At 53.3% G+C, this 24,442-nt stretch carries 22 protein-coding genes; 21 read left to right on the plus strand and 1 reads right to left on the minus strand.

Features of this window, described 5'->3' with window-relative positions; translation table 11 throughout:
- Positions 1-193: 193 nt before the first annotated feature.
- From cysG to rpoS, 18 genes are all read left to right on the plus strand, one after another.
- Positions 194-1,609, plus strand: a complete 1,416-nt coding sequence (gene cysG, locus CRO19_RS13305) for a siroheme synthase CysG (RefSeq protein ID WP_097096254.1) — start codon at positions 194-196, stop codon at positions 1,607-1,609.
- Positions 1,610-1,618: 9 nt separating this feature from the next.
- A complete protein-coding gene (gene cysD, locus CRO19_RS13310) occupies positions 1,619-2,527 on the plus strand; it encodes a sulfate adenylyltransferase subunit CysD (RefSeq protein WP_007893231.1) in 909 nt (302 codons plus the stop codon).
- 10 nt (positions 2,528-2,537) lie between these two features.
- Positions 2,538-3,965, plus strand: coding sequence for a sulfate adenylyltransferase subunit CysN (cysN, locus tag CRO19_RS13315; protein ID WP_097096255.1), 1,428 nt, complete (start codon positions 2,538-2,540; stop codon positions 3,963-3,965).
- Positions 3,965-4,570, plus strand: coding sequence for an adenylyl-sulfate kinase (gene cysC / locus CRO19_RS13320; protein ID WP_097096256.1), 606 nt, complete (start codon positions 3,965-3,967; stop codon positions 4,568-4,570). The genes cysN and cysC overlap by 1 nt, the downstream gene beginning before the upstream one ends.
- Positions 4,571-4,625: 55 nt before the next feature.
- Entirely contained in the window at positions 4,626-4,946 is a 321-nt protein-coding gene (locus CRO19_RS13325; protein WP_097096257.1) for a DUF3561 family protein, read from the plus strand.
- Between the two features lie 171 nt (positions 4,947-5,117).
- Positions 5,118-5,435: a cell division protein FtsB gene (ftsB, locus tag CRO19_RS13330; RefSeq protein WP_013510229.1), complete on the plus strand. Its 318-nt coding sequence runs from the start codon at positions 5,118-5,120 to the stop codon at positions 5,433-5,435.
- A gap of 3 nt (positions 5,436-5,438) precedes the next feature.
- Complete coding sequence (ispD, locus tag CRO19_RS13335) at positions 5,439-6,155, plus strand: 2-C-methyl-D-erythritol 4-phosphate cytidylyltransferase (RefSeq protein WP_097096258.1); 717 nt, start codon at positions 5,439-5,441, stop codon at positions 6,153-6,155.
- Complete coding sequence (gene ispF, locus CRO19_RS13340) at positions 6,155-6,637, plus strand: 2-C-methyl-D-erythritol 2,4-cyclodiphosphate synthase (protein ID WP_097096259.1); 483 nt, start codon at positions 6,155-6,157, stop codon at positions 6,635-6,637. Before ispD ends, ispF begins: the two co-directional genes overlap by 1 nt.
- The gene (truD, locus tag CRO19_RS13345) at positions 6,634-7,677 is read left to right on the plus strand and encodes a tRNA pseudouridine(13) synthase TruD (protein WP_097096260.1); all 1,044 of its coding nucleotides are present in this window, start codon (positions 6,634-6,636) and stop codon (positions 7,675-7,677) included. Before ispF ends, truD begins: the two co-directional genes overlap by 4 nt.
- Positions 7,678-7,692: 15 nt before the next feature.
- Entirely contained in the window at positions 7,693-8,736 is a 1,044-nt protein-coding gene (locus tag CRO19_RS13350; protein WP_097096261.1) for a LacI family DNA-binding transcriptional regulator, read from the plus strand.
- 159 nt (positions 8,737-8,895) lie between these two features.
- On the plus strand, positions 8,896-9,966 hold the full coding sequence (locus CRO19_RS13355) for an SIS domain-containing protein (protein ID WP_097096262.1): 1,071 nt from the start codon (positions 8,896-8,898) through the stop codon (positions 9,964-9,966).
- A gap of 31 nt (positions 9,967-9,997) precedes the next feature.
- Positions 9,998-11,365: a PTS transporter subunit EIIC gene (locus CRO19_RS13360; protein ID WP_097096263.1), complete on the plus strand. Its 1,368-nt coding sequence runs from the start codon at positions 9,998-10,000 to the stop codon at positions 11,363-11,365.
- An 84-nt stretch (positions 11,366-11,449) separates the two neighbouring features.
- Complete coding sequence (locus tag CRO19_RS13365) at positions 11,450-12,829, plus strand: OprD family outer membrane porin (RefSeq protein ID WP_097096264.1); 1,380 nt, start codon at positions 11,450-11,452, stop codon at positions 12,827-12,829.
- Between the two features lie 27 nt (positions 12,830-12,856).
- Entirely contained in the window at positions 12,857-14,701 is a 1,845-nt protein-coding gene (locus CRO19_RS13370) for a glycoside hydrolase family 9 protein (protein WP_097096265.1), read from the plus strand.
- A gap of 229 nt (positions 14,702-14,930) precedes the next feature.
- Positions 14,931-15,692 (plus strand): 5'/3'-nucleotidase SurE, encoded by a 762-nt coding sequence (gene surE / locus CRO19_RS13375; protein WP_061719939.1) that lies wholly within the window; start codon positions 14,931-14,933, stop codon positions 15,690-15,692.
- Positions 15,686-16,312: a protein-L-isoaspartate(D-aspartate) O-methyltransferase gene (locus CRO19_RS13380; protein ID WP_097096266.1), complete on the plus strand. Its 627-nt coding sequence runs from the start codon at positions 15,686-15,688 to the stop codon at positions 16,310-16,312. The genes surE and CRO19_RS13380 overlap by 7 nt, the downstream gene beginning before the upstream one ends.
- 172 nt (positions 16,313-16,484) lie before the next feature.
- Complete coding sequence (gene nlpD, locus CRO19_RS13385; protein WP_097096267.1) at positions 16,485-17,600, plus strand: murein hydrolase activator NlpD; 1,116 nt, start codon at positions 16,485-16,487, stop codon at positions 17,598-17,600.
- A gap of 48 nt (positions 17,601-17,648) precedes the next feature.
- A complete protein-coding gene (rpoS, locus tag CRO19_RS13390; protein ID WP_097096268.1) occupies positions 17,649-18,647 on the plus strand; it encodes an RNA polymerase sigma factor RpoS in 999 nt (332 codons plus the stop codon).
- Positions 18,648-18,756: 109 nt separating this feature from the next.
- Here the strand turns inward: rpoS and mutS are convergent, their stop codons facing one another.
- Positions 18,757-21,318: a DNA mismatch repair protein MutS gene (mutS, locus tag CRO19_RS13395; RefSeq protein WP_097096269.1), complete on the minus strand. Its 2,562-nt coding sequence runs from the start codon at positions 21,316-21,318 to the stop codon at positions 18,757-18,759.
- A 157-nt stretch (positions 21,319-21,475) separates the two neighbouring features.
- Between mutS and CRO19_RS13400 the strand changes: the two genes are divergently transcribed.
- From CRO19_RS13400 to CRO19_RS13410, 3 genes are all read left to right on the plus strand, one after another.
- Positions 21,476-22,945: a tyrosine-type recombinase/integrase gene (locus CRO19_RS13400; RefSeq protein ID WP_097096270.1), complete on the plus strand. Its 1,470-nt coding sequence runs from the start codon at positions 21,476-21,478 to the stop codon at positions 22,943-22,945.
- Positions 22,942-23,541, plus strand: coding sequence for a hypothetical protein (locus CRO19_RS13405; RefSeq protein WP_097096271.1), 600 nt, complete (start codon positions 22,942-22,944; stop codon positions 23,539-23,541). The genes CRO19_RS13400 and CRO19_RS13405 overlap by 4 nt, the downstream gene beginning before the upstream one ends.
- Before the next feature lie 140 nt (positions 23,542-23,681).
- Positions 23,682-24,092 (plus strand): H-NS family histone-like protein, encoded by a 411-nt coding sequence (locus CRO19_RS13410; RefSeq protein ID WP_097096272.1) that lies wholly within the window; start codon positions 23,682-23,684, stop codon positions 24,090-24,092.
- Positions 24,093-24,442 lie beyond the last annotated feature (350 nt).

A 24,442-nucleotide genomic window follows, 5' to 3' on the forward strand; every position in this document is an offset into this window, starting at 1 on the left:
AAACTGTGACGACGCTTGCACAATTTGATTTGCTCCGAAACACCAGCAATATCATTTGTTAAGCACAAAATGTTATCAGTAATCCTGGGTCGTTATTCCATTCGGTAACTACTCATTCCAATTCGTAATTTCATCTGCCGGAAGGGCGGGACGTATAGTCGCGTTAACTTATTGTAAAACTAGCAAGGTTAACGTGGATTATCTGCCTCTCTTTGCCGATCTCAAAAGCCGTCCGGTGCTGGTTGTCGGCGGTGGCGACATTGCTGCGCGCAAAATTGAGCTGCTGCGGCGCGCCGGCGCGCGCGTGCTGGTAGCGGCGCGCGATCTCGGCCATGAACTGCAGGCGTTGCTGGAGATTAAGGCGATTGAATGGATCGCCCACAGCTTCGATCCGGCCCAGCTGGACGGCGTGTTCCTCGTGATTGCCGCTACCGATGACAACGCGCTCAATGCCCAGGTATTTGAAGCCGCCAACGCGCGCCACAAGCTGGTGAACGTGGTGGACGATCAGCCGAAATGCAGCTTTATCTTCCCATCGATTGTCGATCGCTCGCCGCTGGTGGTTGCGATCTCCTCCAGCGGCACCGCGCCGGTGCTGGCCCGTCTGCTGCGTGAAAAGATTGAGGCGTTGTTGCCTGCCAACCTTGGGCAGATGGCCGAAGTGGCGGGACAGTGGCGCGACAAAGTGAAGCAGCGCTATCACCGCATGTCTGAACGTCGTCGTTTTTGGGAGCGCGCCTTTAACGGGCTGTTCGCCAGCCAGATGGCGGCGGGCAACGTGAACGAAGCGCGCCGCACGCTCGATCATGAGCTGGAGAATGACAGCGATAACCAGGGCGAAATTACGCTGGTTGGCGCCGGTCCAGGCGACAGCGGGTTGCTGACGCTGCGGGGCTTACAGGTGATGCAGTTGGCTGATGTGGTGTTGTATGACCATCTGGTCAGCGACGAAGTGTTAGAGCTGGTGCGCCGCGATGCCGATCGCATCTGCGTCGGCAAACGCGCCGGTGCGCATTCGGTGCCGCAGGAAGAGACCAATCAGCTGTTGGTGAGCCTGGCGCAGCAGGGTAAACGCGTGGTGCGTCTGAAAGGTGGCGATCCGTTTATTTTTGGTCGCGGTGGCGAAGAGCTGCAGGCCGCGCAGGCCGCCGGGATTCCCTTCCAGGTGGTGCCCGGCATTACCGCGGCAGCGGGCGCAACCGCCTATGCTGGTATCCCGCTCACTCATCGCGACTACGCGCAGAGCGTGTTGTTTATTACCGGGCACTGCCGCGCGGAGGGTGACGGCATTGATTGGCCGTCGCTGGCGCGCGCACGGCAAACCTTAGCGATTTACATGGGCACGGTGAAAGCAGCGGAAATCGCCGCCGGGCTTATCGAACATGGGCGCGCGGCCTCCACGCCGGTGGCGGTGATTGGCCGCGGCACGCGTCAGGATCAGCAGGTGCTGACCGGGACATTAGATCAACTGGAGTCGCTGGCAGCCGCCGCGCCCACGCCCGCACTGTTAGTGATTGGCGAAGTAGTGAATTTGCACGGGCAATTGGCCTGGTTCCAACATTCGGCACAGCAGGGGGCTCGCGAGTCCGCCGTTGTCAATTTGGCTTGAGGAAAAATTATGGACCAAAATCGTCTTACTCATCTGCGCCAGCTGGAGGCAGAGAGTATCCATATCATCCGCGAGGTGGCGGCCGAGTTCAGTAATCCGGTGATGATGTACTCCATCGGCAAAGACTCCTCGGTGATGCTGCATCTGGCACGCAAAGCCTTCTATCCAGGCACGCTGCCATTTCCGCTGCTGCATGTTGATACCGGCTGGAAGTTCCGTGAAATGTACGAGTTCCGCGATCGCACCGTGAAAGCGATGGGTGCGGAGCTGCTGGTGCACCGCAACCCGGAAGGCGTGGCGATGGGCATAAATCCCTTCGTACACGGTAGTGCCAAGCATACCGACATCATGAAAACCGAAGGCCTGAAGCAGGCGCTGAATAAATATGGCTTCGATGCGGCCTTTGGCGGCGCACGTCGTGACGAAGAGAAGTCTCGCGCTAAAGAGCGTATCTACTCGTTCCGCGATCGCTTCCACCGCTGGGACCCGAAAAACCAGCGCCCGGAGCTGTGGCACAACTACAACGGCCAGATTAACAAAGGCGAAAGTATTCGCGTGTTCCCGCTCTCCAACTGGACCGAGCTGGATATCTGGCAGTACATCTTCCTAGAAAATATCGAAATCGTGCCGCTGTACCTTGCTGCGCCGCGCCCGGTGCTGGAGCGTGACGGTATGCTGATGATGATCGATGACGACCGTATCGATCTGCAGCCCGGCGAAGTGATCAAACAGCGTATGGTGCGTTTCCGTACCCTCGGCTGCTGGCCGTTAACCGGCGCGGTGGAATCCGAAGCGCAGACGCTGCCGGAAATTATTGAAGAGATGCTGGTCTCCACCACCAGTGAACGCCAGGGGCGCGTGATTGACCGCGACCAGGCCGGTTCGATGGAAATGAAAAAACGTCAGGGTTATTTCTAAGGAGACGCAGATGAATACCGTTATTGCACAACAGATTGCCGATCAGGGCGGCGTAGAAGCCTGGCTGACCGCGCAACAACACAAAAGCCTGCTGCGTTTCCTCACCTGTGGTAGCGTCGACGACGGCAAAAGTACGCTGATTGGTCGCCTGCTGCACGACACGCGTCAAATTTATGAAGATCAGCTTTCCTCGCTGCACAACGACAGCAAACGTCACGGTACCCAAGGCGAGAAGCTTGACCTCGCCTTGTTGGTCGATGGTTTGCAGGCCGAGCGCGAGCAGGGCATCACTATTGATGTGGCATACCGCTACTTCTCCACCGAGAAGCGCAAATTTATCATTGCCGACACGCCGGGACACGAACAGTACACGCGCAATATGGCGACGGGCGCCTCGACCTGCGATTTAGCGATCCTGCTGATCGACGCGCGTAAAGGCGTGCTGGATCAGACGCGCCGTCACAGTTTTATCTCCACGCTGCTGGGCATCAAACATCTGGTGGTCGCCATCAACAAGATGGATCTGGTGGAGTATAAGCAAGAGACCTTCGAACAAATCAAACAGGATTACCTCGATTTCGCCGCGCAGTTGCCGGACGATCTCGATATTCGCTTTGTGCCGATGTCGGCGCTGGAAGGCGACAACGTGGCGACGCCGAGCGTGACCATGCCGTGGTACAGCGGCCCAACGCTGCTCGACGTACTGGAAACCGTGGAGCTGAACCGCGTGGTGGATCATCAGCCGATGCGTTTCCCGGTGCAGTATGTCAATCGTCCCAACCTCGATTTCCGCGGTTATGCCGGTACGCTGGCATCTGGCGTGGTGAAAGTGGGCCAGCGCGTGAAAGTGCTGCCATCAGGCGTGGAATCCACCATTTCACGCATCGTCACCTTCGATGGCGACTTGCCTGAAGCGGGTGCCGGTGAAGCCATTACGCTGGTGCTGAAAGATGAGATCGACATCAGCCGTGGCGATCTGCTGGTAGATGCCGCTGCCGATCTGCAAGCGGTGCAATCCGCCACGGTGGACGTGGTGTGGATGGCCGAGCAGCCGCTGCAGCCGGGTCAAAGCTATGAAGTGAAGATCGCCGGGAAGAAAACCCGTGCGCGCGTGGAGAAAGTGATTCATCAGGTGGAGATTAACTCGCTAGAGAAACGCACGGTTGATAGCCTGCCGCTCAACGGCATCGGCCTGGTGGAACTGACCTTTGACGAACCGATGGTGCTGGATGCCTATCGTCAGAATCCGGTCACCGGCGGCATGATCTTTATCGATCGCCTGAGCAACGTCACGGTCGGCGCGGGGATGATCAATCAGCCGCTTAGCGATGTGCGTGCGCAAGCAGGTCAGTTCAGCGATTTCGAGCTGGAGCTGAACGCGCTGGTGCGTCGTCACTTCCCGCACTGGAACGCACGCGATCTGCTGGGCGGTCAGTAATGGCGCAGCACGATGAAAACGTGGTGTGGCACGATCATCCGGTAACGCGTGAGGAGCGTGAACAGCAGCATGGCCATCAAGGCGTGGTGCTGTGGTTCACCGGACTTTCCGGCTCGGGCAAATCCACCGTGGCCGGCGCGCTGGAGCAGGCGCTGTATCGCGCCGGGGTGAACACTTACCTGCTGGATGGCGACAACGTGCGTCACGGCCTGTGCCGTGACCTTGGTTTTAGCGATGACGATCGTAAAGAGAACATCCGCCGCGTGGGCGAAGTGGCGAAATTAATGGTCGATGCCGGTTTAGTGGTGTTGACCGCCTTTATCTCGCCGCATCGTGCCGAGCGTCAAATGGTGCGGGATTTGCTCGCTGAAGGGCAGTTCATCGAAGTGTTTGTCGATACACCATTAGCAGTATGCGAAGCGCGCGATCCCAAAGGTCTCTACAAAAAAGCCCGTGCCGGCGAGCTGCGTAATTTCACCGGCATTGATAGCGTATATGAAGCGCCAGATGCCCCTGAAATCCATCTTGATGGCGAACAATTGGTTACAAAACTGACCGGCCAATTGTTAGACCTGCTGCGTCACCGCGATATCATCAAATCCTGAATCGACAGCGGCGAATCCTCTTGGGTTTGCCGCGCTTAGCGTCAACAGGATCTCTATGCAGAACGTAACGCCCATGCTAGCCCGTAAAGATGAACGCACCCCAGATGAGCCTCGCTCATCGCTGCCGGGCGGCGTGATTGGCTTTCTCTCGTACTGGTGCGCGCTGGCGATTCCGTTCTTGCTCTACGGCTCCAACACGCTGTTCTTCTTCCTCTACACCTGGCCCTTCTTCCTCGCGCTATTACCGGTTTCGGTGCTGATTGGCATCGTGCTGAGCCTGACTTTCCGCACCCACTTATTCTGGAGCGGTATCGCCACGGCGATGGTGGTGGTGTGCCTGTTCTGGCTGCTGTTCTCATTTCTTTCAGGTTGGTAACCCGCACCTGATGTGCAAACGCATCGGCTGGTTACAAAACTTTACCTGCCGTCTCGCGCCTCTCTCTGTCATTATTTGTCCGGATCATCGCGGGTACGCAGCATTTTCGCCGCCGCAGTGGAGTCCTGCGTCAAGTTATGGGATGATTGGGCCGTTTTTCAGGGGGCGGGGATGGGAAAACTGACGTTACTGCTACTCGTGCTGCTGGGATGGCTCCAATATTCCCTGTGGCTGGGTAAGAACGGTATTCATGACTATACGCGCGTCAACGATGACGTGGCGTCACAACAGGCGAATAACGCCAAACTTAAAGCGCGTAACGATCAGCTGTTTGCCGAAATTGACGATCTCAATGGCGGCTCTGAAGCGATCGAGGAACGCGCACGCAATGAACTGGGCATGATTAAGCCCGGTGAGACTTTCTATCGTCTGGTGCCAGACCAGAACAAACGTAACGCGCAACAAGCTGCGCAAAACCAACAACGATAAGCCATGAACCAGCGCCCGATCCTTGCGGATGTGATTGCCGTGGTGCCCGCCGCAGGTGTGGGCAGCCGTATGCAGGCTGCCTGCCCAAAACAGTATCTGACCATTGGTCAATTCACCCTTCTTGAACACAGCGTCGCACGGCTTCTGGCTCATCCGGCGGTTAAACAGGTCATTGTGCCGGTCAGTAACGACGACGGCTGGTTTGATTCGCTGCCGCTGGCGCAGGATTCGCGAATTGTCAGAGTGACGGGTGGCGACACGCGCGCCGAATCGGTGCTGGCGGGTTTAAACGCCATTCAGCATCACGAATGGGTGCTGGTACACGACGCTGCGCGTCCGTGTTTGCATCCTGACGATTTAGCGCGCCTGCTGGCAATACGTGAATACAGCAAGGTGGGCGGGATTTTAGCCGCGCCGGTACGCGACACCATGAAACGCGGCGAGCCGGGCAAAAACGCCATTGCGCATACCGTGGATCGCGAAGATTTATGGCATGCGTTAACACCCCAATTTTTCCCGCAGCAACTGCTCACCGCTTGCCTGACGCGCGCACTCCATGAAGGCGCTACCATTACTGATGAAGCGTCAGCGCTGGAGTATTGCGGTTATCATCCTGAGTTGGTGAGCGGGCGCAGTGACAATATTAAGGTGACGCGGCCAGAAGATCTGGCGCTGGCGGCCTTCTATCTTACCCAGATTCAGTTACAGGAGAGCGCATAATGCGTATCGGTCACGGTTTTGACGTTCACGCTTTTGGCGGCGAAGGTCCGTTAGTGATTGGTGGGGTGCGTATTCCCTTCGAACACGGTTTTATCGCCCATTCTGATGGCGATGTGGCGCTGCATGCGTTGACGGACGCCTTGCTCGGCGCCGTGGCGATGGGCGATATCGGCAAGTTATTCCCCGATACCGATCCGGCGTTTAAGGGCGCGGACAGCCGCGGCCTGCTGCGCGAAGCCTGGCGTCGTATCCAGCAGAAAGGCTACCGCATCGGCAACGTTGATGTGACGATCATTGCGCAGGCCCCCAAAATGCTGCCACACGTGCCACAAATGCGCGTCAATATCGCCGAAGATCTCGGTTGTCACATGGATGAAGTTAACGTTAAAGCGACGACCACAGAAAAGCTCGGCTTTACCGGTCGCGGTGAGGGCATTGCCTGTGAGGCGGTTGCGCTGCTGATTAAGGCCGATCGGGCATGAGTGAGCTGCGTTACCTGCACGGCGTCCCCAATGCCAGCGGCGTGATTAAAGCCAATCCCGAAGATTTTGTCGTGATTGAAGATCTTGGCTATCCGTTCGATGGCGAAGGGGAGCAGGTTTTAGTTCGCATTCGTAAAATTGGCTGCAACACCCGCTTTGTCGCCGAAGCTATCGCTAAATTTCTTAAGGTGCCGGTACGCGATCTCAGCTATGCCGGCATGAAAGATCGTCATGCCGTCACCGAGCAGACGCTGTGCTTCCGCGTGCCGGGCAATGCGATGCCCAATCTGGCCGGTTTTCAGCTGGAGGGCGTCGAAATTCTGCAGGTGATCCGTCACAAACGCAAACTGCGCACCGGCGCGCTGGCAGGCAACGCCTTTCGGTTAATCGTGCGCCAGATTTCCGATCGCAGCGACGTTGAAACGCGCCTGCAGCAAATCCAGCAGCACGGCGTGCCGAACTATTTTGGCGAGCAGCGCTTTGGTCGCGGTGGTAACAACCTGACGCAGGCGAAATTGTGGGCTGAGGGTAAATTCCGCCCGCGCGATCGCAGTATGAAAGGCATTTTACTCTCCGCTACGCGCAGCCAGCTGTTCAACCAGCTCACCAGCGCGCGACTGGTAAGCGAAGGTTCCCTCGATCGCGTACAGGTAGGCGATGCACTGCAGCTGGCCGGTCGCGGCAGTTGGTTTGTCGCGCAAGCTGAAGAGCTGCCGTCGCTGCAACAGCGCGTTGCGAACCATGAGCTGCGTATCACCGCGCCACTGGCCGGACGCGGGGAATTAGGGACCCAGGGTGAGGTGCTGGCGTTCGAACAGGAACAGCTGGCGACCGCATCCGATCTGCTGGCTTTGCTGGATCGCGAACGCGTTGATGCGGCACGTCGCGCCATGCTCGTGGTACCAAAAGATCTGCGCTGGAGCTGGTGGGATGATGTCACGCTGGAGATGCAGTTTTGGCTACCCGCCGGAAGCTTTGCTACCAGCGTCGTGCGTGAGCTGCTGAGCAACGGTGCGGCAGCGCCGATTGGCGATGAATAGGCTCATTCGGCAATCATGAGCAAAAATCTCACTATTAAGGATATTGCGCTGCTCGCCGGTGTTTCCATTACTACCGTCTCGCGCGTGCTCAATAAGCATGCGTGGGTTTCAGAAAAGACGCGCGCGCGCGTCGATAAAGTGATTGCTGAGCATCAGTTCAGTCCTAACCTGATGGCGCGCGGCATGATTTCGCGCCAGAGTTACACTCTGGCTGTCATCGTTTCCGATATCACCAACCCCTACTTCGTTACGCTGGTGGCGCAGATTCAGCAAGCCTGCCTGGCCATCGGCTATAAAATTACGCTTTACGATACGCAGTCCGCCAACCGCAGTCAGGAGGCTTCAGGCGACGAAAGCGCTATTTTTCAATCAATTATTGATAGCCAAATTGATGGCGTGATCGTGTTGGGTGGTCATAGCGACTATGCGCCTATTCCTCCGAGCTATCTGGCGATGCTGGACACGCTGATGAGCAAAATGGCGGTGGTAGTGGTGGGGCAACCTCATCCGGATAATCTCTGGCCGTGCGTGATGCGCGACCACCAACACTGTGTCGAGCTGGCGGTTAATCATTTGCTGTCGCGTGGTCTGCGTGATATCGCCTTTATCGGCGGGTCGCGCAAAGTATGGGTTACGCGCGAGCGCGTCAGCCATTTTCGTCGCGCTCTTGAACAGGGGGGCGTTACGCCGTGCGAGGCGTGGATTTGCCTGAATAACTTCTATCCGCAGCACGGTTATCAAGCAGTTGAAACGCTATGGGATTTGCCTCAGCCGCCGCAGGCGCTGGTGGCTATCAACGATCGTGTGGCGATGGGGGCCATTCGCGCCCTCAACGATCGCGCCATTCAGGTGCCTCAACAGGTTGCCGTGATCAGCTGCGAGCGCTTTCCCGGTAGTGAATTCTTCATTCCCCGCATCACCAGCGTCGATCATCAAAATCCGCTTCTTGGGCAGAACATCATCACGATGATGATGGCCCAACTCGACGGGATCTTAGCCGATGAGGCGCGTCGAACTGCACCGCCGCTACCGGCGCTGATCGCCGGCGAATCCGCCTGATTCTTTACGCGCTCCTTTAATTCCCAGCGATCCGCGCTTTGTTAGCGCGATCGCATTTTGTCGATCATCTCGTTGACTTAATCTGCGCCATTAAATAAGTTTGCCTGCAACCTGAAAACGTTTTCAGGTTTTTTCAGGAAATCGGTTTAAGGAGCGGCAATGAAACCCACCATGATGACTTACATCCACCAGCAGCCTGAGGTGCTGAGCAACCTGCTAGCGAACTATCCAGAAGGTTTGCCCGCGCTTGGCGCTGCAAAATCGGTGCTGGTGCTTGCCACAGGCTCCAGCATTAACGCCGCACTAAGCGCAAAATATTATGTTGAACGGCTAACGGGCGTGCGCATCAGCGTGCAGGAGCCGTTTCATTTCCAGCATTACGAGCAGTGGGATCCCACCACCGATCTGGTTTTCGCGATTTCACAAAGCGGTGAAAGCACTTCAACGTTGGCCGCCATTGAGGCGCTCAAGCAGCAGCACGGCGTGGCAACCTGGGGAATGACCAGCAAGATGGCGAGTCCTCTCGCTCAGACGGTGGATCGCGCCGTGGAGATCCGCAGCGGCGAAGAGCGCGTTGGCTATGTTACGAAAGGCTATTTAGCCACCATCATGACGCTGATGCTCATCGGCCTGCATAGCGCTCGCCAGAGCGGCCGTTTGAGTGCTGAACAAGAGCAACAAGAACTCGCGATGCTGCAGCGCGGTGCGGCAGCCCTTCCAGACATTATTGCGCGTACCGAAACCTTCTGGCAGCGCTGGCAGGCAGATCTTACCGCCGCGCCACGTTTTATCTCGATTGGCTTTGGTCCAGCGTTGGGTGTGATTAAGGAGATGGAGACCAAGTTCAGTGAAACGGTGCGCGTACCTTCGCAGGGAATTGAGCTAGAGGCGTTTATGCACGGCCCCTATTTTGAGATTAACCCGCAGCACCGCCTGTTCTTTATTGATGTTGATGCGCCTGTTCGCGAACGTCTGCGCCTGCTACGTGACTATGAACAGCGCGTGACGCCTCATGTCTGGAGCCTGTGCCTGGGCGAAAGCAATGACGAACGCACGCTGGCGCTGGGTGTAGAAGTGAGCGAATGGATCGCGCCGCTGCTGCTGGTGGTGCCCTTCCAAATCCTGGCGCACCACATTGCGGAAGCGAAGGGCAACAATCTGCCGCAGCGTATTTTCACCGACTTTGGTGTGTCGATGAAGAGCAAAACCAAACCGGGCGATTACGACTAACATCGGGCGCGATGTAATAAGGATAATAACGATGAAACTCGATTACGTGAAGCTGGCGCAAGCCATCAAAGAGCAGATCGGCGGCGACGATAATATCAGCCATATCTCGCACTGTGCGACTCGCTTACGCCTGGCTATTCACGATATAGCCAAGGTCGATATCCCCGCAATTAGCGGTTTGCCGGGGGTGATTCGCGTCGTGAATGCACCTGGACAACTGCAGGTAGTCGTAGGCCCGCAGGTTGAGCAGCTGTATCAGGCCATGCAGCACGGTGCTGCACCGGTAGTGGAGCCCGCTAAACCGGGTACTGACGAACGCGGCCTTGCTGGAAAAATGCTGGCGACGCTTGGCGCCATTTTCACCCCCTATATCGGCGTGCTGGCTGGAATTGGCGTCATCAAAGGGGTTATGGTGCTGCTGCAAACGCAGGGTCTGGTTTCCAGTGATGACCTGCTTTTTGCCATGTTCAATGCCCTGGCCAGCGGCGTATTTGTCTTCTTGCCGCTGTTTATCGCCGTGACTGCCGCCGATCGTTTCGGGGCCAGCCGCTTCACCGCGCTGGCGCTAACCGCAGCAATGGTATTTCCTCTTACGCAGCCCGATCTGCCGCAGCACTTCGCCCTGTTTGGTTTGAGTATCAGCCTGAAAATTTACGGTGGAGCGGTGATCCCCGCGATTCTGGCGGTCCTGCTGCTGAGCAAAGTTGAACGCAAACTGAAGCAGTGGATTCCGGACGTCGCGGCGCTGGTTTTTGTGCCGTGTCTCGCGCTGATTATCTGTGGCTTTGTGGTATTTACCATCATCGGCCCGCTGGCCGATTACGTGGGGATCGGTATCGCCAATGGTTACAGCTGGCTATATCAGCTCAGTCCTATGATCTCCGGCGCTCTACTGGCGGGTATTGGCCAGCTGTTCGTGGTATTCGGTGTGCATTGGGGCATCATCCCCCTCGCGCTGATTAATATTCAGGTGCAGGGCTATGACACCATCATGGCGATGTTCATGTCGGCGGTGATGGGGCAGTTTGGCGCGGTGAGCGGCGCGATCTTTATTGCCCGTAATCTTCGTGACCGCCAGATTGCCATCTCGGCTTCGCTCTCCGCTTTCTTCGGCATTACTGAACCCGCGCTGTACGGCGTAAACCTCAAATTCCGCATGTTGTTTATCTTCGGCTGCATCGGTGCGGCGTTGGGCGGCGGCATTACCGGACTGCTACAGGTAAAAACCTACAGCTTCCTGCCAGTACTAAACGTGTTTGAACTCGGTCTGTTTGAAGGACCCGAGTCGAAAATGATTTATGAAGTGGCGGCAATTGCCGTGGCCTTCCTGGTCCCCTTCATTCTAACGCTGATTTATGGTCGCTGGACGCGGCCGAGTGTGACGACGCCCCGCGCCTGACGCGCAACATTTTTTAAATACTGACCAACAGGGAATAGGTATGCGGCCGCTATCGCAGGGTTGCGTACACCTTAAGGAAATATAATGAACGCTTTACTTCAGGGAAAAAAAGTGGCGCTGCTGCCGTTGGCAACGTTGATGTTGTTTGCGGCACCGCCCGCGGTTGAAGCCGCAGGTTTTATTGAAGACAGCAAATTAGATGGCACGCTGTACTACTGGCAGCGCCATCGCGAACGCAAAGATCTCAATCCCGATAGTAGCCATTACCAGCACTATCAAACCAATTTGCATCACAGCACGCTGACTGGCGCGCTGGATTATCAATCGGGCTATCTGGCGGACGTTGTCGGCGTTGATATCGCCGCCTTTGGAACCTGGGATCTGTTTGAAGGAAGCCCGGCACATCCTAACGAAATTAGCTTTAGCCATGGTCCCTCTATGTGGGAAGACCGCGGCGTCGGCGAAAAAAATAGCCTCGATCTTTATCGTGCAGCGCTGAAGGTCAATGCCGGTGATTATTGGCTACGTGCCGGTTATATCCAGCCGAGCGGCCAGACGTTGTTGGGTACGCAGTGGGGATTTTTACCCGGCACTTATCAGGGTGTTGAAGTCGGAGCTGTATATGATTATGGCTCAGCCGGGGCGCTGTCGCTTTCATGGATGGGAGCCAACAAATATAAAGCGCCGTGGTATCGCAAAATGTACGAGTTTCGCGAAATTGACCGCCAGACGCGCATTCGCTATTTGCATTCGTTAGGCGGCAAATACGACTTCAAAAACGGCAACACGCTTGAGCTGGCGTGGGGAGAATCACCGCACTATCTCGATAAATATTTCGCCAAGGCCGCGCGTCAAACCACGCTTTGGGAAAATCCGCTGAGCATGAGCTGGCAATTTTACGGCTCGCAGGATCGTACGGGCCGCCATGATGTTTATGATGAATTCGCCTGGCAACAAGGGTTAACGCTGTCGTATCAGGTGGATCGTTATCAGTTCCGTCTGGAGGGCAGTGTGGTGCACTCGCCGGGTAAACAGGGCTATTACACCGTCGCGATGACACCGATTTACCCTAACTCCGCAGGCCGCATCGATATGTGGTGGGACTCGCGTTCTGACTTCAATGCCGACGGCGAGAAGGCGTTGTTTGCCGGCATGATGGTCGATCTCAGCGATATCGTCTGGCCTGGCGTTAGCATCGGCGGCTCCTTTGCTTGGGGCTGGGATGGCAAACCGGCGCGCGGTGGTGATTGGTCACAGAACCAGCGCCTGACCGAAACCGCCATTAATGGCGATCTGGTCTGGCAGGTGCAATCTGGCTGGGCTAAAGACACCGTATTCAAACTGCATCTCACCGCCTTCAATAATCATAGCGATAACCCAAGTTGGGGTGGTGGCTATGGCAACGTTTTCCAGGACGAAAAGGACATCAAATTCCTGATGATTGCCCCTTTTAGCCTGTTTTAATCACTCACGACACAAAGGATGATGAGTATGAGGATTCGTTTCTCCGCGCTAACCGCAGCGCTGCTGGTGGCCGGTCTCGCGCACGCCGAAACCCAGGTTTTAATTAATCAGGTGGGCTACGACATTGCCGCACCGAAAAACGCGATAGTGCAATTGACTGGCGAATCACGCGTTAAACCGCCGGTCAACTTTGTATTGCTCGACAGTGAAACCAATCAGCAAGTGCTGAGCGGCACTTTGCAGCCGCAGGGTGAAGTGCAGAGTTGGGGCGATCGCACCTTCTACCGTGCCGATTTCTCGGATTGGAAAAAAGCGGGGCGCTACGTGCTGCAAACCACCAGTAGCGATGGTGACGTCCGTTCGGGGCCCTTTATCATCGGTGCCGATTTGCTGGAACGCTACACGCTTTCTGATGTGATTGCTTACTTCAAAAGCCAGCGCGTTACCGGCCTGTTTGACAAAGCCGATCGGAAACTCCCGCTGCCAGCCGGCACAGGATCGGGCACCGTTGATGTGCACGGTGGCTGGTATGATGCCACCGGCGATTACGGTGTACACCTGTCACACCAAAATCTGACCTCCTATTTCAATCCACAGCAGGCTCCGCTGGTGGCCTGGAGCCTCTTGCGTGGATATCAACATCTTGGCGAACGGCATAATCAGAATTTTGATGAGTATCGCCAACGTATGCTGGATGAAGGTCTCTACGGCGCAGATTTCCTGGTGCGCATGAAACGTCCTGGTGAATCGTTCTTCCAGGCGATCTCCTCTCCGGGTAAAGAGAAGCTGGCGCAGGATCGGGTCATTGCTAATCCGAATTGGCGTACGCAGATTAAAGAGAAAGAGTCAGATTCAACCATTGTTGAGGAAGATGCCGTTGGGCCACTGGCGTGGCAGGCAAGCTTCCGTTCCGGTGCCGGTATGTCGATTGCCGCGCTGGCGCTGGCTAGCACCATGGAAAATGACGGTAACTTCAGTCGCAAACAGTATCTGCAAACCGCCGAAGACGCCTTTGCTTTCCTGCAAAAACACAATGTGCAGATGGTTAACGACGGTAAGGAAAATATCGTTGATGACTATACCGCGCTGTTGGCGGCAACTGAACTGTATCGTGCTTCGCATAAAGCTGACTATTTGGCGGCAGCACAACAGCGGGCGCAAAGCCTGATGGCGCGCCTGACATCCCTGGATAACTGGCATGATTACTGGAGAGCGGATGCGCAGCAGCGTCCCTTCTTCCACCCATCGGATGCTGGCCTGCCGGTGATCGCGCTGCTGGAGTATGCCCGCATTGCGTCCCCCGATCAGCAGACAAAAATCAAAGATACGGTGAAACGTTCACTGGGCTTTGAGCTGGCGGTGACAAAAGAAACCAGTAATCCGTTTGGCTATGCACGCCAGTTGATTCAGCTAAAAAATGGCGAGAAGCGCACCAGCTTCTTCTTCCCGCATGACAGTGAAGCCGCGCCGTGGTGGCAGGGTGAAAATGCGCGCGTCGCGTCGCTGGCTGCGGCGGCACGTCAGGCAATGCCGCTGTTTGCTGAAGACAAAGCCTTTACGCTGCAGCTGCAAAATTATGCCTGGGATCAGCTTAACTGGATTCTGGGGAACAATCCGTATGATGTCAGCATGCTGACTGGCAGCGGTTATCGCCATATCAGCTATCTGTTCTTCAATTCATGGAAATACACCACGCTGCCGGGTGGCATTGTTAACGGTATTACCGGTGCATCCAATCAGGTTGCCGATGGCATCGCCTTCGACGAAGGTTATGCGGTTACACGAAAAGACGATGACTGGCGCTGGGCGGAGGGTTGGTTGCCTCATTCGGCCTGGTACTTGTATGCGGTCAGCTTACCTGACCGTCAGTAATCTTCACATTTGCCCGGCTTTTTCGCCGGGCATTTCTGTTTCACGCATCATCACTAATTGCATATTGTTACGGCAAACACCGGCAGTTCCTTGATTTTCGCCTACCACTTCCCGCGCCTCACCGCTAGAATGCAAACATCCTTGTCCCGCCAGATTGCCTCTTTTTACGGTTGAGCTGCGTTTAGCAGGTGGGTTGAGGGCCAGTTGAATGAACAAAGGTCAGGAATAGATGCGGATATTGCTCAGCAACGACGATGGAATTCATGCTCCCGGCATTCAGACGCTGGCTCGCGCGCTACGTGAGTTTGCTGAGGTGCAGGTGGTTGCGCCCGATCGCAATCGCAGTGGCGCATCAAACTCTCTGACATTAGAAACCCCGTTGCGCACTTTTACCCATGAAAATGGCGATATTGCCGTACAGATGGGGACGCCGACCGATTGCGTGTTTCTCGGTGTCAACAAGCTGATGCAGCCGCGTCCCGACATTGTCGTGTCGGGTATTAACGCCGGGCCTAATCTTGGCGATGACGTGATCTATTCCGGAACGGTTGCTGCGGCCATGGAGGGCCGGCATCTTGGACTGCCTGCACTCGCCGTCTCGCTCAATGGACATCAGCACTATGCTACCGCTGCGAGCGTAACCTGCACTCTGCTGCGCGCGCTCTCGCGGGCGCCATTACGTACCGGCCGCATTCTCAATATCAATGTCCCCGATCTACCGTTAGCCGAAATCAAAGGTTTTCGCGTCACACGCTGTGGTAGCCGCCATCCGGCCGATCAGGTGATCTGTACCGAGGATCCGCGCGGCCAGCCACTGTACTGGATTGGTCCGCCGGGTGAGAAGCTGGATGCTGGTCCGGATACGGATTTTGCCGCCGTCGATGCGGGCTATGTATCGCTTACCGCGCTACATGTGGATCTGACTGCACATGCTGCGCAAGAGGTATTGAGCGACTGGCTGCTGCAAGCCGAGGTAAAGCTGGCATGGTGAATCGGCGCATCGAAACGCTTTTGGAGCAACTGCGCGCGCAGGGCATTCATGATGAAAACCTGCTGAAAGCCATTGCTGAAGTGCCTCGTGAGCGTTTTATCGATGAGGCATTTGAGCATAAAGCGTGGGAAAACGTTGCCCTGCCCATTGGCAGCGGTCAGACCATCTCACAGCCTTATATGGTGGCGCGGATGACCGCACTGCTCGAACTCACACCGGAATCGCGCGTGTTGGAAATCGGCACCGGTTCGGGTTATCAGACCGCGATTCTGGCGCATCTGGTCAATCATGTTTACTCCGTAGAACGAATCAAAGGGTTGCAGTGGCAGGCTAAGCGCCGCCTCAAGCAACTCGATCTGCATAACATTTCAACGCGGCATGGTGATGGCTGGCAGGGCTGGGCAGCGCGCGGTCCGTTCGATGCCATTATCGTGACTGCAGCGCCACCTGAAATTCCGACTTTGCTGATAGCGCAATTGGGCGAAGGCGGCAAAATGGTGCTGCCGGTGGGCGACGACCAGCAAGTGTTGAAGCGTTTACGTCGCCAGGGCGGAGAACTGATTGAAGAAATCATAGAACCTGTCCGGTTTGTACCGCTGGTGCAGGGCGATCTGGCCTGAGCCGTTATTACGCAATTCTTCACAACTGTTACATGGCACGGCACAGTTGATATTGTTACTATCCTTGTTTATCAATGCTAAAAACCGTTTTTGACGTTACGCGCAGTGAATAATGCGGTTTCAGTCGTTACACATTAATATTCAGGGTTGCCATCACGGGGGATCAGTGAGCATGGGAAGCACAGTATTTCAATTACGCCGTTTGGCGGCACTTTCTTTGGTAGGTTTTTGGCTGGCGGGCTGTAGCTCAGGCGATAATACTCAGGCACCCATTAGCCAGGTAGGCAGTAACGGCGGCGACAGCGGTATGGCTTCAGCCCCAAGTGGTGGCATGATCTCCTCGCAAAACAGCGGTGTGCCAGCGATGCCGCGTGGTGGAATGTTAAGTGGCGGTACTTCTTCAGCGCCAACCTCTGGTGCAATGGTTAGTGATAATAATAATGTGACCACAGAAAATGGTCATATTGTGTACAATCGAAATTATGGGAATATTCCGAAAGGTAGCTACGGTGGCGAGACTTATACCGTAAAACGCGGTGATACCCTGTTCTATATTGCCTGGATTACCGGCAACGATTTTCGCGATCTGGCTCAGCGCAATAACATTGCAGCCCCGTATGGCTTGACCGCAGGCCAAACGCTGCAGGTAGGTAACGCGAATGGCCAGACGATTACCGGCGGCAATGCGATAACCGTAGCGGATGCAACCCAGGGGGGCGTACCTGCAACGCCAAACCAGACGCAAATTAAATCGACCCCTGTTGCACAGCAACCTGTTATTACGTATTCTGATGATTCGGGTAATTCGTCAGGTAGCAAATTGCTGCCGTCGAAAGGAGCAAATAATGTGGCAACGACCACAGCTCCGGTTGTCGCACCACCTACAGTCAGCAGCACGACAAATAGCACAACTCCAGTGGGAAGCTGGCGTTGGCCGACTGATGGGAAGATCATCGATAACTTCTCCGCTGCGGAAGGCGGAAACAAAGGAATCGATATCGCCGGTTCGCGTGGACAACCTGTTGTCGCCACAGCTTCGGGAAGAGTGGTGTACGCAGGCAACGCGCTCCGCGGGTATGGCAATTTAATCATCATCAAACACAATGATGACTACCTGAGTGCCTACGCCCACAACGACTCTATGCTGGTCCGGGAACAACAGGAAGTTAAGGCGGGGCAAAAAATCGCTACCATGGGTAGCACCGGTACCAGTTCAGTAAGATTGCACTTTGAAATTCGTTACAAGGGGAAATCCGTAAACCCGTTGCGTTATTTACCGCAGCGATAATCCGGCAGAACCTTGGTTCTGCCCTTGGATCACGGGTAGGAGCCGCTAATGAACCAGAATACGCTGAAAGTTACCGATTTAAATGAAGATGCGGAATTCGAGGAAAACAACGGAGCTGAGGTTTTTGATGAGAAGGCTCTCGTTGAGAACGAACCTAGTGATAACAACGACGTAGCGGAAGAAGAGCTGTTGTCACAGGGTGCGACGCAACGCGTTTTGGATGCGACGCAGCTTTACCTCGGAGAGATTGGTTACTCACCACTGCTGACGGCAGAAGAAGAAGTCTTCTTTGCGCGCCGTGCACTGCGGGGTGATATTCCTTCTCGCCGCCGCATGATTGAAAGTAACTTACGCTTGGTGGTAAAGATTGCCCGCCGTTATAGCAATCGTGGTCTGGCTCTGCTGGATCTGATTGAAGAGGGTAATCTTGGCCTGATTCGCGCTGTAGAGAAGTTTGACCCAGAACGTGGGTTCCGTTTCTCAACATACGCCACCTGGTGGATTCGTCAGACAATTGAACGGGCGATCATGAATCAAACCCGTACTATCCGTCTGCCAATTCACATTGTTAAAGAGCTGAATGTTTATCTGCGTACCGCGCGTGAACTTTCGCACAAGCTTGATCATGAGCCAAGTGCTGAAGAGATTGCCGAGCAGTTAGACAAGCCAGTTGATGATGTCAGCCGTATGCTGCGTCTCAACGAGCGCATCACCTCGGTTGATACACCTTTAGGTGGCGATTCCGAAAAAGCGCTGCTGGATATCCTGGCCGATGAAAAAGACAACGGCCCGGAAGACACCACGCAGGACGATGATATGAAACAAAGCATCGTTAAGTGGTTGTTTGAACTTAATGCCAAGCAGCGTGAAGTGTTGGCGCGTCGTTTCGGCCTGTTAGGCTATGAAGCGGCAACGCTGGAAGATGTGGGCCGTGAAATCGGGTTGACCCGTGAACGTGTCCGTCAGATTCAGGTGGAAGGGCTGCGTCGTCTGCGCGAAATCCTGCAGACACAGGGCCTGAACATTGAAGCACTGTTTCGTGAATAAGCGTTAACTAACCAGTAAAAAAGGTGACCTAAAGGTCACCTTTTTTTTGTCCTGTATTCAGACGATTATGAGGATACGCAATGCACTGATTGCTTATCCCCAGCTAATGCTAGACCAGCGTTTTGAGCCGGTAAATCCATTCCAGCGCTTGTTTTGGCGTTAGACTATCGGGATCCAGCGCCTCAAGAGCGTCGACCGCCGGAGAGGTTTCAGCGACCAAAAGCTGCATTTGTGATCCTTCAACCGTTGATGCAGCAGAACTGCCAGATAACGCTTCCAGCTCTTTAAGCTTGTTACGCGCGCGCTTAATTACCTCTTTAGGTACGCCCGCCAACGCTGCTACAGCAAGACCATAACTTTTACTCGCCGCACCATCCTGTACGCTGTGCATAAAGGCGATGGTATCGCCATGCTCAACGGCATCCAGGTGCACATTCACCACGCCTTCCATTTTCTCAGGCAGGGTTGTCAGCTCAAAATAGTGGGTGGCGAACAGCGTCATGGCCTTAATGCGATTTGCCAGGCTCTCGGCGCACGCCCATGCCAGCGATAGCCCATCATAGGTAGAAGTGCCGCGACCAATTTCATCCATCAACACCAGGCTATTTTCGGTGGCGTTATGCAGAATGTTGGCGGTTTCAGTCATCTCTACCATAAAGGTTGAGCGACCAGAAGCCAGATCGTCGGCTGCACCAACGCGGGTAAAAATACGATCAATTGGGCCGATGACCGTCTCTTCCGCCGGCACATAGCTGCCAATCCACGCCATTAATGCAATCAATGCAGTCTGGCGCATATAGGTACTTTTACCACCCATATTCGGCCCGGTGATGATCAACATGCGACGCTGGGGTGAGAGCGATAGCGGGTTAGCGATAAAGGGCTCTTTTAGCACCTGTTCCACCACAGGATGGCGCCCAGCAGTAATACGAATGCCGGCTTTTTCTTGTAACACCGGACGGCAGTAATTAAGTGTCCAGGCACGTTCGGCCAGGTTTGCTAACACGTCCAGTTCTGATAGCGCGGCCGCGCTGATTTGCAGCGCTTCGAGATGTGGCAATAAGCGATCGAATAACTCATCATAAAGGCCTTTTTCCAGCGCCAGCGCTTTGCCTTTCGAGGTCAGAACTTTGTCTTCGTACTCTTTCAGTTCAGGAATGATATAACGCTCGGCATTTTTAAGCGTCTGGCGGCGTACGTAGTGAATTGGTACCAGATGACTTTGTCCGCGACTAACCTGAATGTAATAGCCGTGGATGGCATTAAAGCCGACTTTTAGCGTGTCCAGCCCCAGCTTTTCACGCTCACGGATCTCCAGACGATCAAGATAATCGGTCGCGCCATCCGCCAAAGCCCGCCATTCATCCAGTTCTGCATTATAGCCGGGTGCAATCACGCCACCGTCGCGCACCAGTACCGGCGGAGATTCAATGATGGCCTGCTCCAGCAGCTCGCGCAGTTCCTTGAACTCACCCATTTGCGATCGCAGATTGACCAGCTGAGTTGCCTCAGCCCCTTCAAGCAGCTGATTTAATTCCGGGAGCTGCTGGAAAGCATGGCGCATACGCGCTAGATCGCGTGGGCGAGCGGTGCGGAGTGCCAGGCGCGCCAGAATACGCTCCAGATCGCCTACCTGCCGCAACACCGGCTGCAAATCCTGGCTAAGCGATTGCAACTCAGCGATAGATTCCTGACGGCGTGCGATAGTGGTGACATCGCGCAGCGGCATATGCAGCCAGCGTTTCAGCATGCGGCTGCCCATTGGCGTAACTGTTTTATCCAGGATCGCCGCCAGCGTATTCTCGATGCCGCCTGCCAGATTCTGAGTGATCTCCAGATTACGGCGCGTAGCAGCATCCATAATCACGCTGTCCTGCTGACGTTCCATACTCAGCGAGCGGATATGCGGCAGCGAGGTGCGTTGCGTATCTTTGACATATTGCAGCAGGCATCCTGCGGCGCGCAGGGCAAGGTGCGCCTGTTCGACGCCAAAGCCACTGAGATCGCGGGTGCCAAATTGCAGATTGAGCTGCTGGCGCGCAGTATCGATTTCATACTCCCAAAGAGGACGACGGCGCAGGCCGCGGCGCTGGTCAATCAGCGCCATGGCCTGAAAATCTTCGGGGTAGAGTAACTCGGCCGGATTAGTGCGCTGCAACTCGGCTGCCATGGTTTCCAAATCGGCAGGTTCACTTAGGCGGAATCGACCAGAACTGATATCCAGTGTTGCATAGCCAAAACCGCGCTGGCTCTGGAAGATGGCGGCGAGGAGATTATCCTGACGCTCTTGTAGCAACGCTTCATCACTGATGGTGCCGGGCGTAACAATGCGCACGACTTTGCGCTCTACCGGGCCTTTGCTCAGGGCGGGATCGCCAATCTGCTCACAGATCGCCACTGATTCGCCGAGTTGGATCAGTTTTGCCAGATAACCTTCTACTGCATGGTAAGGCACGCCGGCCATTGGAATCGGTTCACCCGCGGATGCACCGCGTTTGGTTAACGAGATTTCCAGCAGCTGCGAGGCGCGTTTCGCATCATCGTAAAACAGCTCATAGAAATCGCCCATGCGATAAAACAGCAGAATGTCAGGATGATCGGCCTTCAGGCGCAGGTATTGCTGCATCATCGGCGTATGGGTTGAAAAGTCCTTATCTGTAGACTCTTTCATATTGAATTAACTCATTTTTATGGCTTTAGAAGTACTCAAGTGGCCCCATTTGAAACCCTGATAAATCCATCTAAATCCGAAAGTTTGTATGCCAGATGTATTCTAGCTACTATCAAGAATACAACATGGCTCTTTTGGTATACTTGAGGCAACAACAGTGAAGATGACTCTGAATCAATCAATAATTATCAATAAGTTATCGATAGAAACCAAACCTGAGTTAGATTCAGACGGACGAGTTGTGTATGTGCCTAACATTTCTGGTAAGCCGTATCTTATCACTGACAGCCACCGTGATTCACCCGTAGGCTTTGGTGTAAAGATCAGTGCAACGAAGAAGACCTATATCATCCAGAGAAGAGTTTCAGGAGGGGACAGAAGTCCTTCAGAGGGCAAGTCACCTTCACAGGTAATCAGAGCGACGATAGGTAATGTATCGGATTTTGCATCGATTGATCAGGCTCGTGAAGTTGCGAGAACCTATGCACAATCGATGAAATCTACTAAAAGAAACCCAAATACAGTTAAACGAGAAGCTGATATCGCAGAGCTAACCCTCAGTGAGATTTTTACTCAATATCGTCAGCACCTGCTAGGACGAAGCAAACCAGCAAAACCAAATTCAATCCGGGTGCTGGATAAAGCGGAACAAAAGCTTAAAGAGTGGGAGCGGTATAGGGTCCGTGACCTCACAGGAAGCCTCATTCTTAAGAAGTTTGATGAGATAGCCTCAAAAACCAGAACGACGGCTGAGCAGACTTTCAGGTGGGCAAATGTGGCAGTTCAACATTCTATCGATGTAGAGGCGATGAATGCACAGAGCCAGCAACGACTTCCTGTTCTCACTTACAACCCATTCACTGTGCTCAGAGTGCAAAAGAAATATCGTAGTCGCTCTGAACTGGAAGAAAGCTATCAGTCAAAAGGTGTGAGAAATCCGCTTTCAGCAAAAGATACATTGGGTAAGTTTCTGGAGGCGCTGAACAACAAGAGAAGCTTTAACCGCCTTGGTTGCGATTATCTCCTTCTAACGGTGTTGCTTGGTGCGAGAAAGGAAGAAACGGCTTCTCTATGCTGGAGAGAGGAGCTATCGGCAGAAGAAGCAAAGTCTACGAGCTATGTCGATTTGGTTAATAAGAAAATTTTCTTCTTTGATACCAAGAACAGGACTAATCATGAGCTTCCCATCTGTGATGCTGTCAAGTGTTTATTAGAGCAAAGAAGGGATATCGTTTTTGATAAAGAAGTAAAAGCGAGTCGCAGAAAATGGGTGTTTCCAGCACGATCACCTCGAAGCAAAAGCGGGCACTATAGTGATAGTAAAACACTTAGAGAATACCTATGTGCAGAAGCCGGAATCGCTAAGGTAGGCACTCATGACCTGAGAAGAACCTTTGGCAGGATCGCTGAAGAGATTGGCTCCTATGCTGTTGTAAAGAAGCTCCTGAATCACCGTAACACAACCGATCCTACCGAGAGGTATGCTGAACCGGACAAAAACCGAGTGTTTGAGGCACTACAGCGGATTGAGCTACATATACTGATGACTGCGCCAGGGTTATATAATAATTTACTGGCTTCAGCAAAATACCCACCAATACCTGAATATTCTGGGAAGCAAGCATGAGTGCTATTGAAACCTTGAGAGAGATGTCAGAGGTCTGGAGTTTGTTCGGCGACATGCCGGATGATGCCACCATTGGTGTAGATTTAGCGGCATTGTATTTAGGGGTAAGTGTTAAAACCCTTGCTCGTTATCGCCAGAATGGAGATGGCCCACCCTATGTGCAGTATCAGTCTTCTGAAAGCAAAGCCCGAAATCAGCGAGTAAACTATCTTCTTGGCGATCTTAGAGCTTGGCGAAACAATCATAGAGTTAGTGGCACCATGCAGGCCGCTCAGGTTAGGGGATTGGCATTCACATCCCTATCAGATTTTACTTGCCCGCAACCATTTTGGACCATAAGTAACGGGAGGGCGATTGTCGGTCATGCTCTCAGGGTTACAGATGACTATTTTAAAATTTACATGAAAGATAGTGATTATGGTTTGATATGGCTTTCAATTGAAGAAGCTCTACTTAAAGATTGGGTATGGGCAGATGAGAGAGAAATTTGGCATTCAACATTTGTTAAATTCTTAAAGCGAATGATATTGAATTCTATTACGATGCAAGAAAAGCACGAAATAAATAAATTTCTGAAAAATTCTTTGGAACTCTAAAAGAATCTCTAGATTTGATCTTTCTTACATAATTTTAGTTTTATAGGGTGACACTCAGAATTCTTCGTCTAAAATCATTGAGTAAACCACTTGTAGTTCTTATTGTAGTTCTTAAAAATTTTAAAATGGGAAAATTTGCAATGAGTGAAGAGTTTAAAGCATTTAGCAACATTCGGACTTTAAGAGCAAAATCACGTGAAACCTCACTAGAAATTCTCGAAGAAATTCTTGAAAAACTGACATCAATCGTTGAAGAAAAACGTCACGAAGAAGAGTCAGGCATGAAAGAAAAAGAAGAGAGGAAAGTAAAACTTGACGCTATCCGAGAGCAACTCCTTGCAGATGGAATCGATCCACAGGAATTACTTGGTCATTATGGTTCAAGCTCAGCTTCAAAAAAACAAAAGTCAAGCCGCAATCCTCGACCTGCAAAATATAAATATACCGACGAAAATGGCAATGAGAAAAGCTGGACAGGGCAGGGGCGTACACCTAAAGCTATAAAAAGCGCTCTCGACACTGGTAAAAATCTTGATGATTTTATGATCTAGAAAATATTTTAGCCAATCCATTTTATTGGGTTGGCCTTTCTTTAATTTTGTTTTTAATGAAATTATTTTTAGTGCTAAGCTAAACCCCTTCTATTAATACTCCCTTATTAAAATTGGTTCTTATCATTATAACTACCATCCTCATCCATGATTATCAATGTTAGTAAAATATCAACTTTAAAAATCTTTTAAAAGATCCTTAATTCGGTAGTGGACAAATAGAATGGCATATTAAATTTGACTAAGTGTTTTTGGTGTGCTAATTAAATAATCATTCTAAGGAATAAATGAATTAAAATTAATTTAAAAATGCAAGATATAAATGATTTATTCAAGGGTATGTTGCAAAA

Origin of the sequence: Candidatus Pantoea floridensis (assembly GCF_900215435.1) — a bacterium.
GTDB classification, from domain to species: domain Bacteria; phylum Pseudomonadota; class Gammaproteobacteria; order Enterobacterales; family Enterobacteriaceae; genus Pantoea; species Pantoea floridensis.

Coding starts and splice junctions, on each gene's coding strand:
- CRO19_RS13360 (WP_097096263.1), top strand. CDS start 9,998: ATGAAACTCGATTACGTGAAGCTGGCGCAAGCCATCAAAGAGCAGATC.
- CRO19_RS13355 (WP_097096262.1), top strand. CDS start 8,896: ATGAAACCCACCATGATGACTTACATCCACCAGCAGCCTGAGGTGCTG.
- nlpD (WP_097096267.1), top strand. CDS start 16,485: ATGGGAAGCACAGTATTTCAATTACGCCGTTTGGCGGCACTTTCTTTG.
- ispD (WP_097096258.1), top strand. CDS start 5,439: ATGAACCAGCGCCCGATCCTTGCGGATGTGATTGCCGTGGTGCCCGCC.
- cysN (WP_097096255.1), top strand. CDS start 2,538: ATGAATACCGTTATTGCACAACAGATTGCCGATCAGGGCGGCGTAGAA.
- CRO19_RS13410 (WP_097096272.1), top strand. CDS start 23,682: ATGAGTGAAGAGTTTAAAGCATTTAGCAACATTCGGACTTTAAGAGCA.
- CRO19_RS13365 (WP_097096264.1), top strand. CDS start 11,450: ATGAACGCTTTACTTCAGGGAAAAAAAGTGGCGCTGCTGCCGTTGGCA.
- ftsB (WP_013510229.1), top strand. CDS start 5,118: ATGGGAAAACTGACGTTACTGCTACTCGTGCTGCTGGGATGGCTCCAA.
- surE (WP_061719939.1), top strand. CDS start 14,931: ATGCGGATATTGCTCAGCAACGACGATGGAATTCATGCTCCCGGCATT.
- rpoS (WP_097096268.1), top strand. CDS start 17,649: ATGAACCAGAATACGCTGAAAGTTACCGATTTAAATGAAGATGCGGAA.
- mutS (WP_097096269.1), bottom strand. CDS start 21,318: ATGAAAGAGTCTACAGATAAGGACTTTTCAACCCATACGCCGATGATG.
- CRO19_RS13325 (WP_097096257.1), top strand. CDS start 4,626: ATGCAGAACGTAACGCCCATGCTAGCCCGTAAAGATGAACGCACCCCA.
- ispF (WP_097096259.1), top strand. CDS start 6,155: ATGCGTATCGGTCACGGTTTTGACGTTCACGCTTTTGGCGGCGAAGGT.
- truD (WP_097096260.1), top strand. CDS start 6,634: ATGAGTGAGCTGCGTTACCTGCACGGCGTCCCCAATGCCAGCGGCGTG.
- CRO19_RS13350 (WP_097096261.1), top strand. CDS start 7,693: ATGAGCAAAAATCTCACTATTAAGGATATTGCGCTGCTCGCCGGTGTT.
- CRO19_RS13380 (WP_097096266.1), top strand. CDS start 15,686: ATGGTGAATCGGCGCATCGAAACGCTTTTGGAGCAACTGCGCGCGCAG.
- cysD (WP_007893231.1), top strand. CDS start 1,619: ATGGACCAAAATCGTCTTACTCATCTGCGCCAGCTGGAGGCAGAGAGT.
- cysC (WP_097096256.1), top strand. CDS start 3,965: ATGGCGCAGCACGATGAAAACGTGGTGTGGCACGATCATCCGGTAACG.
- CRO19_RS13405 (WP_097096271.1), top strand. CDS start 22,942: ATGAGTGCTATTGAAACCTTGAGAGAGATGTCAGAGGTCTGGAGTTTG.
- CRO19_RS13370 (WP_097096265.1), top strand. CDS start 12,857: ATGAGGATTCGTTTCTCCGCGCTAACCGCAGCGCTGCTGGTGGCCGGT.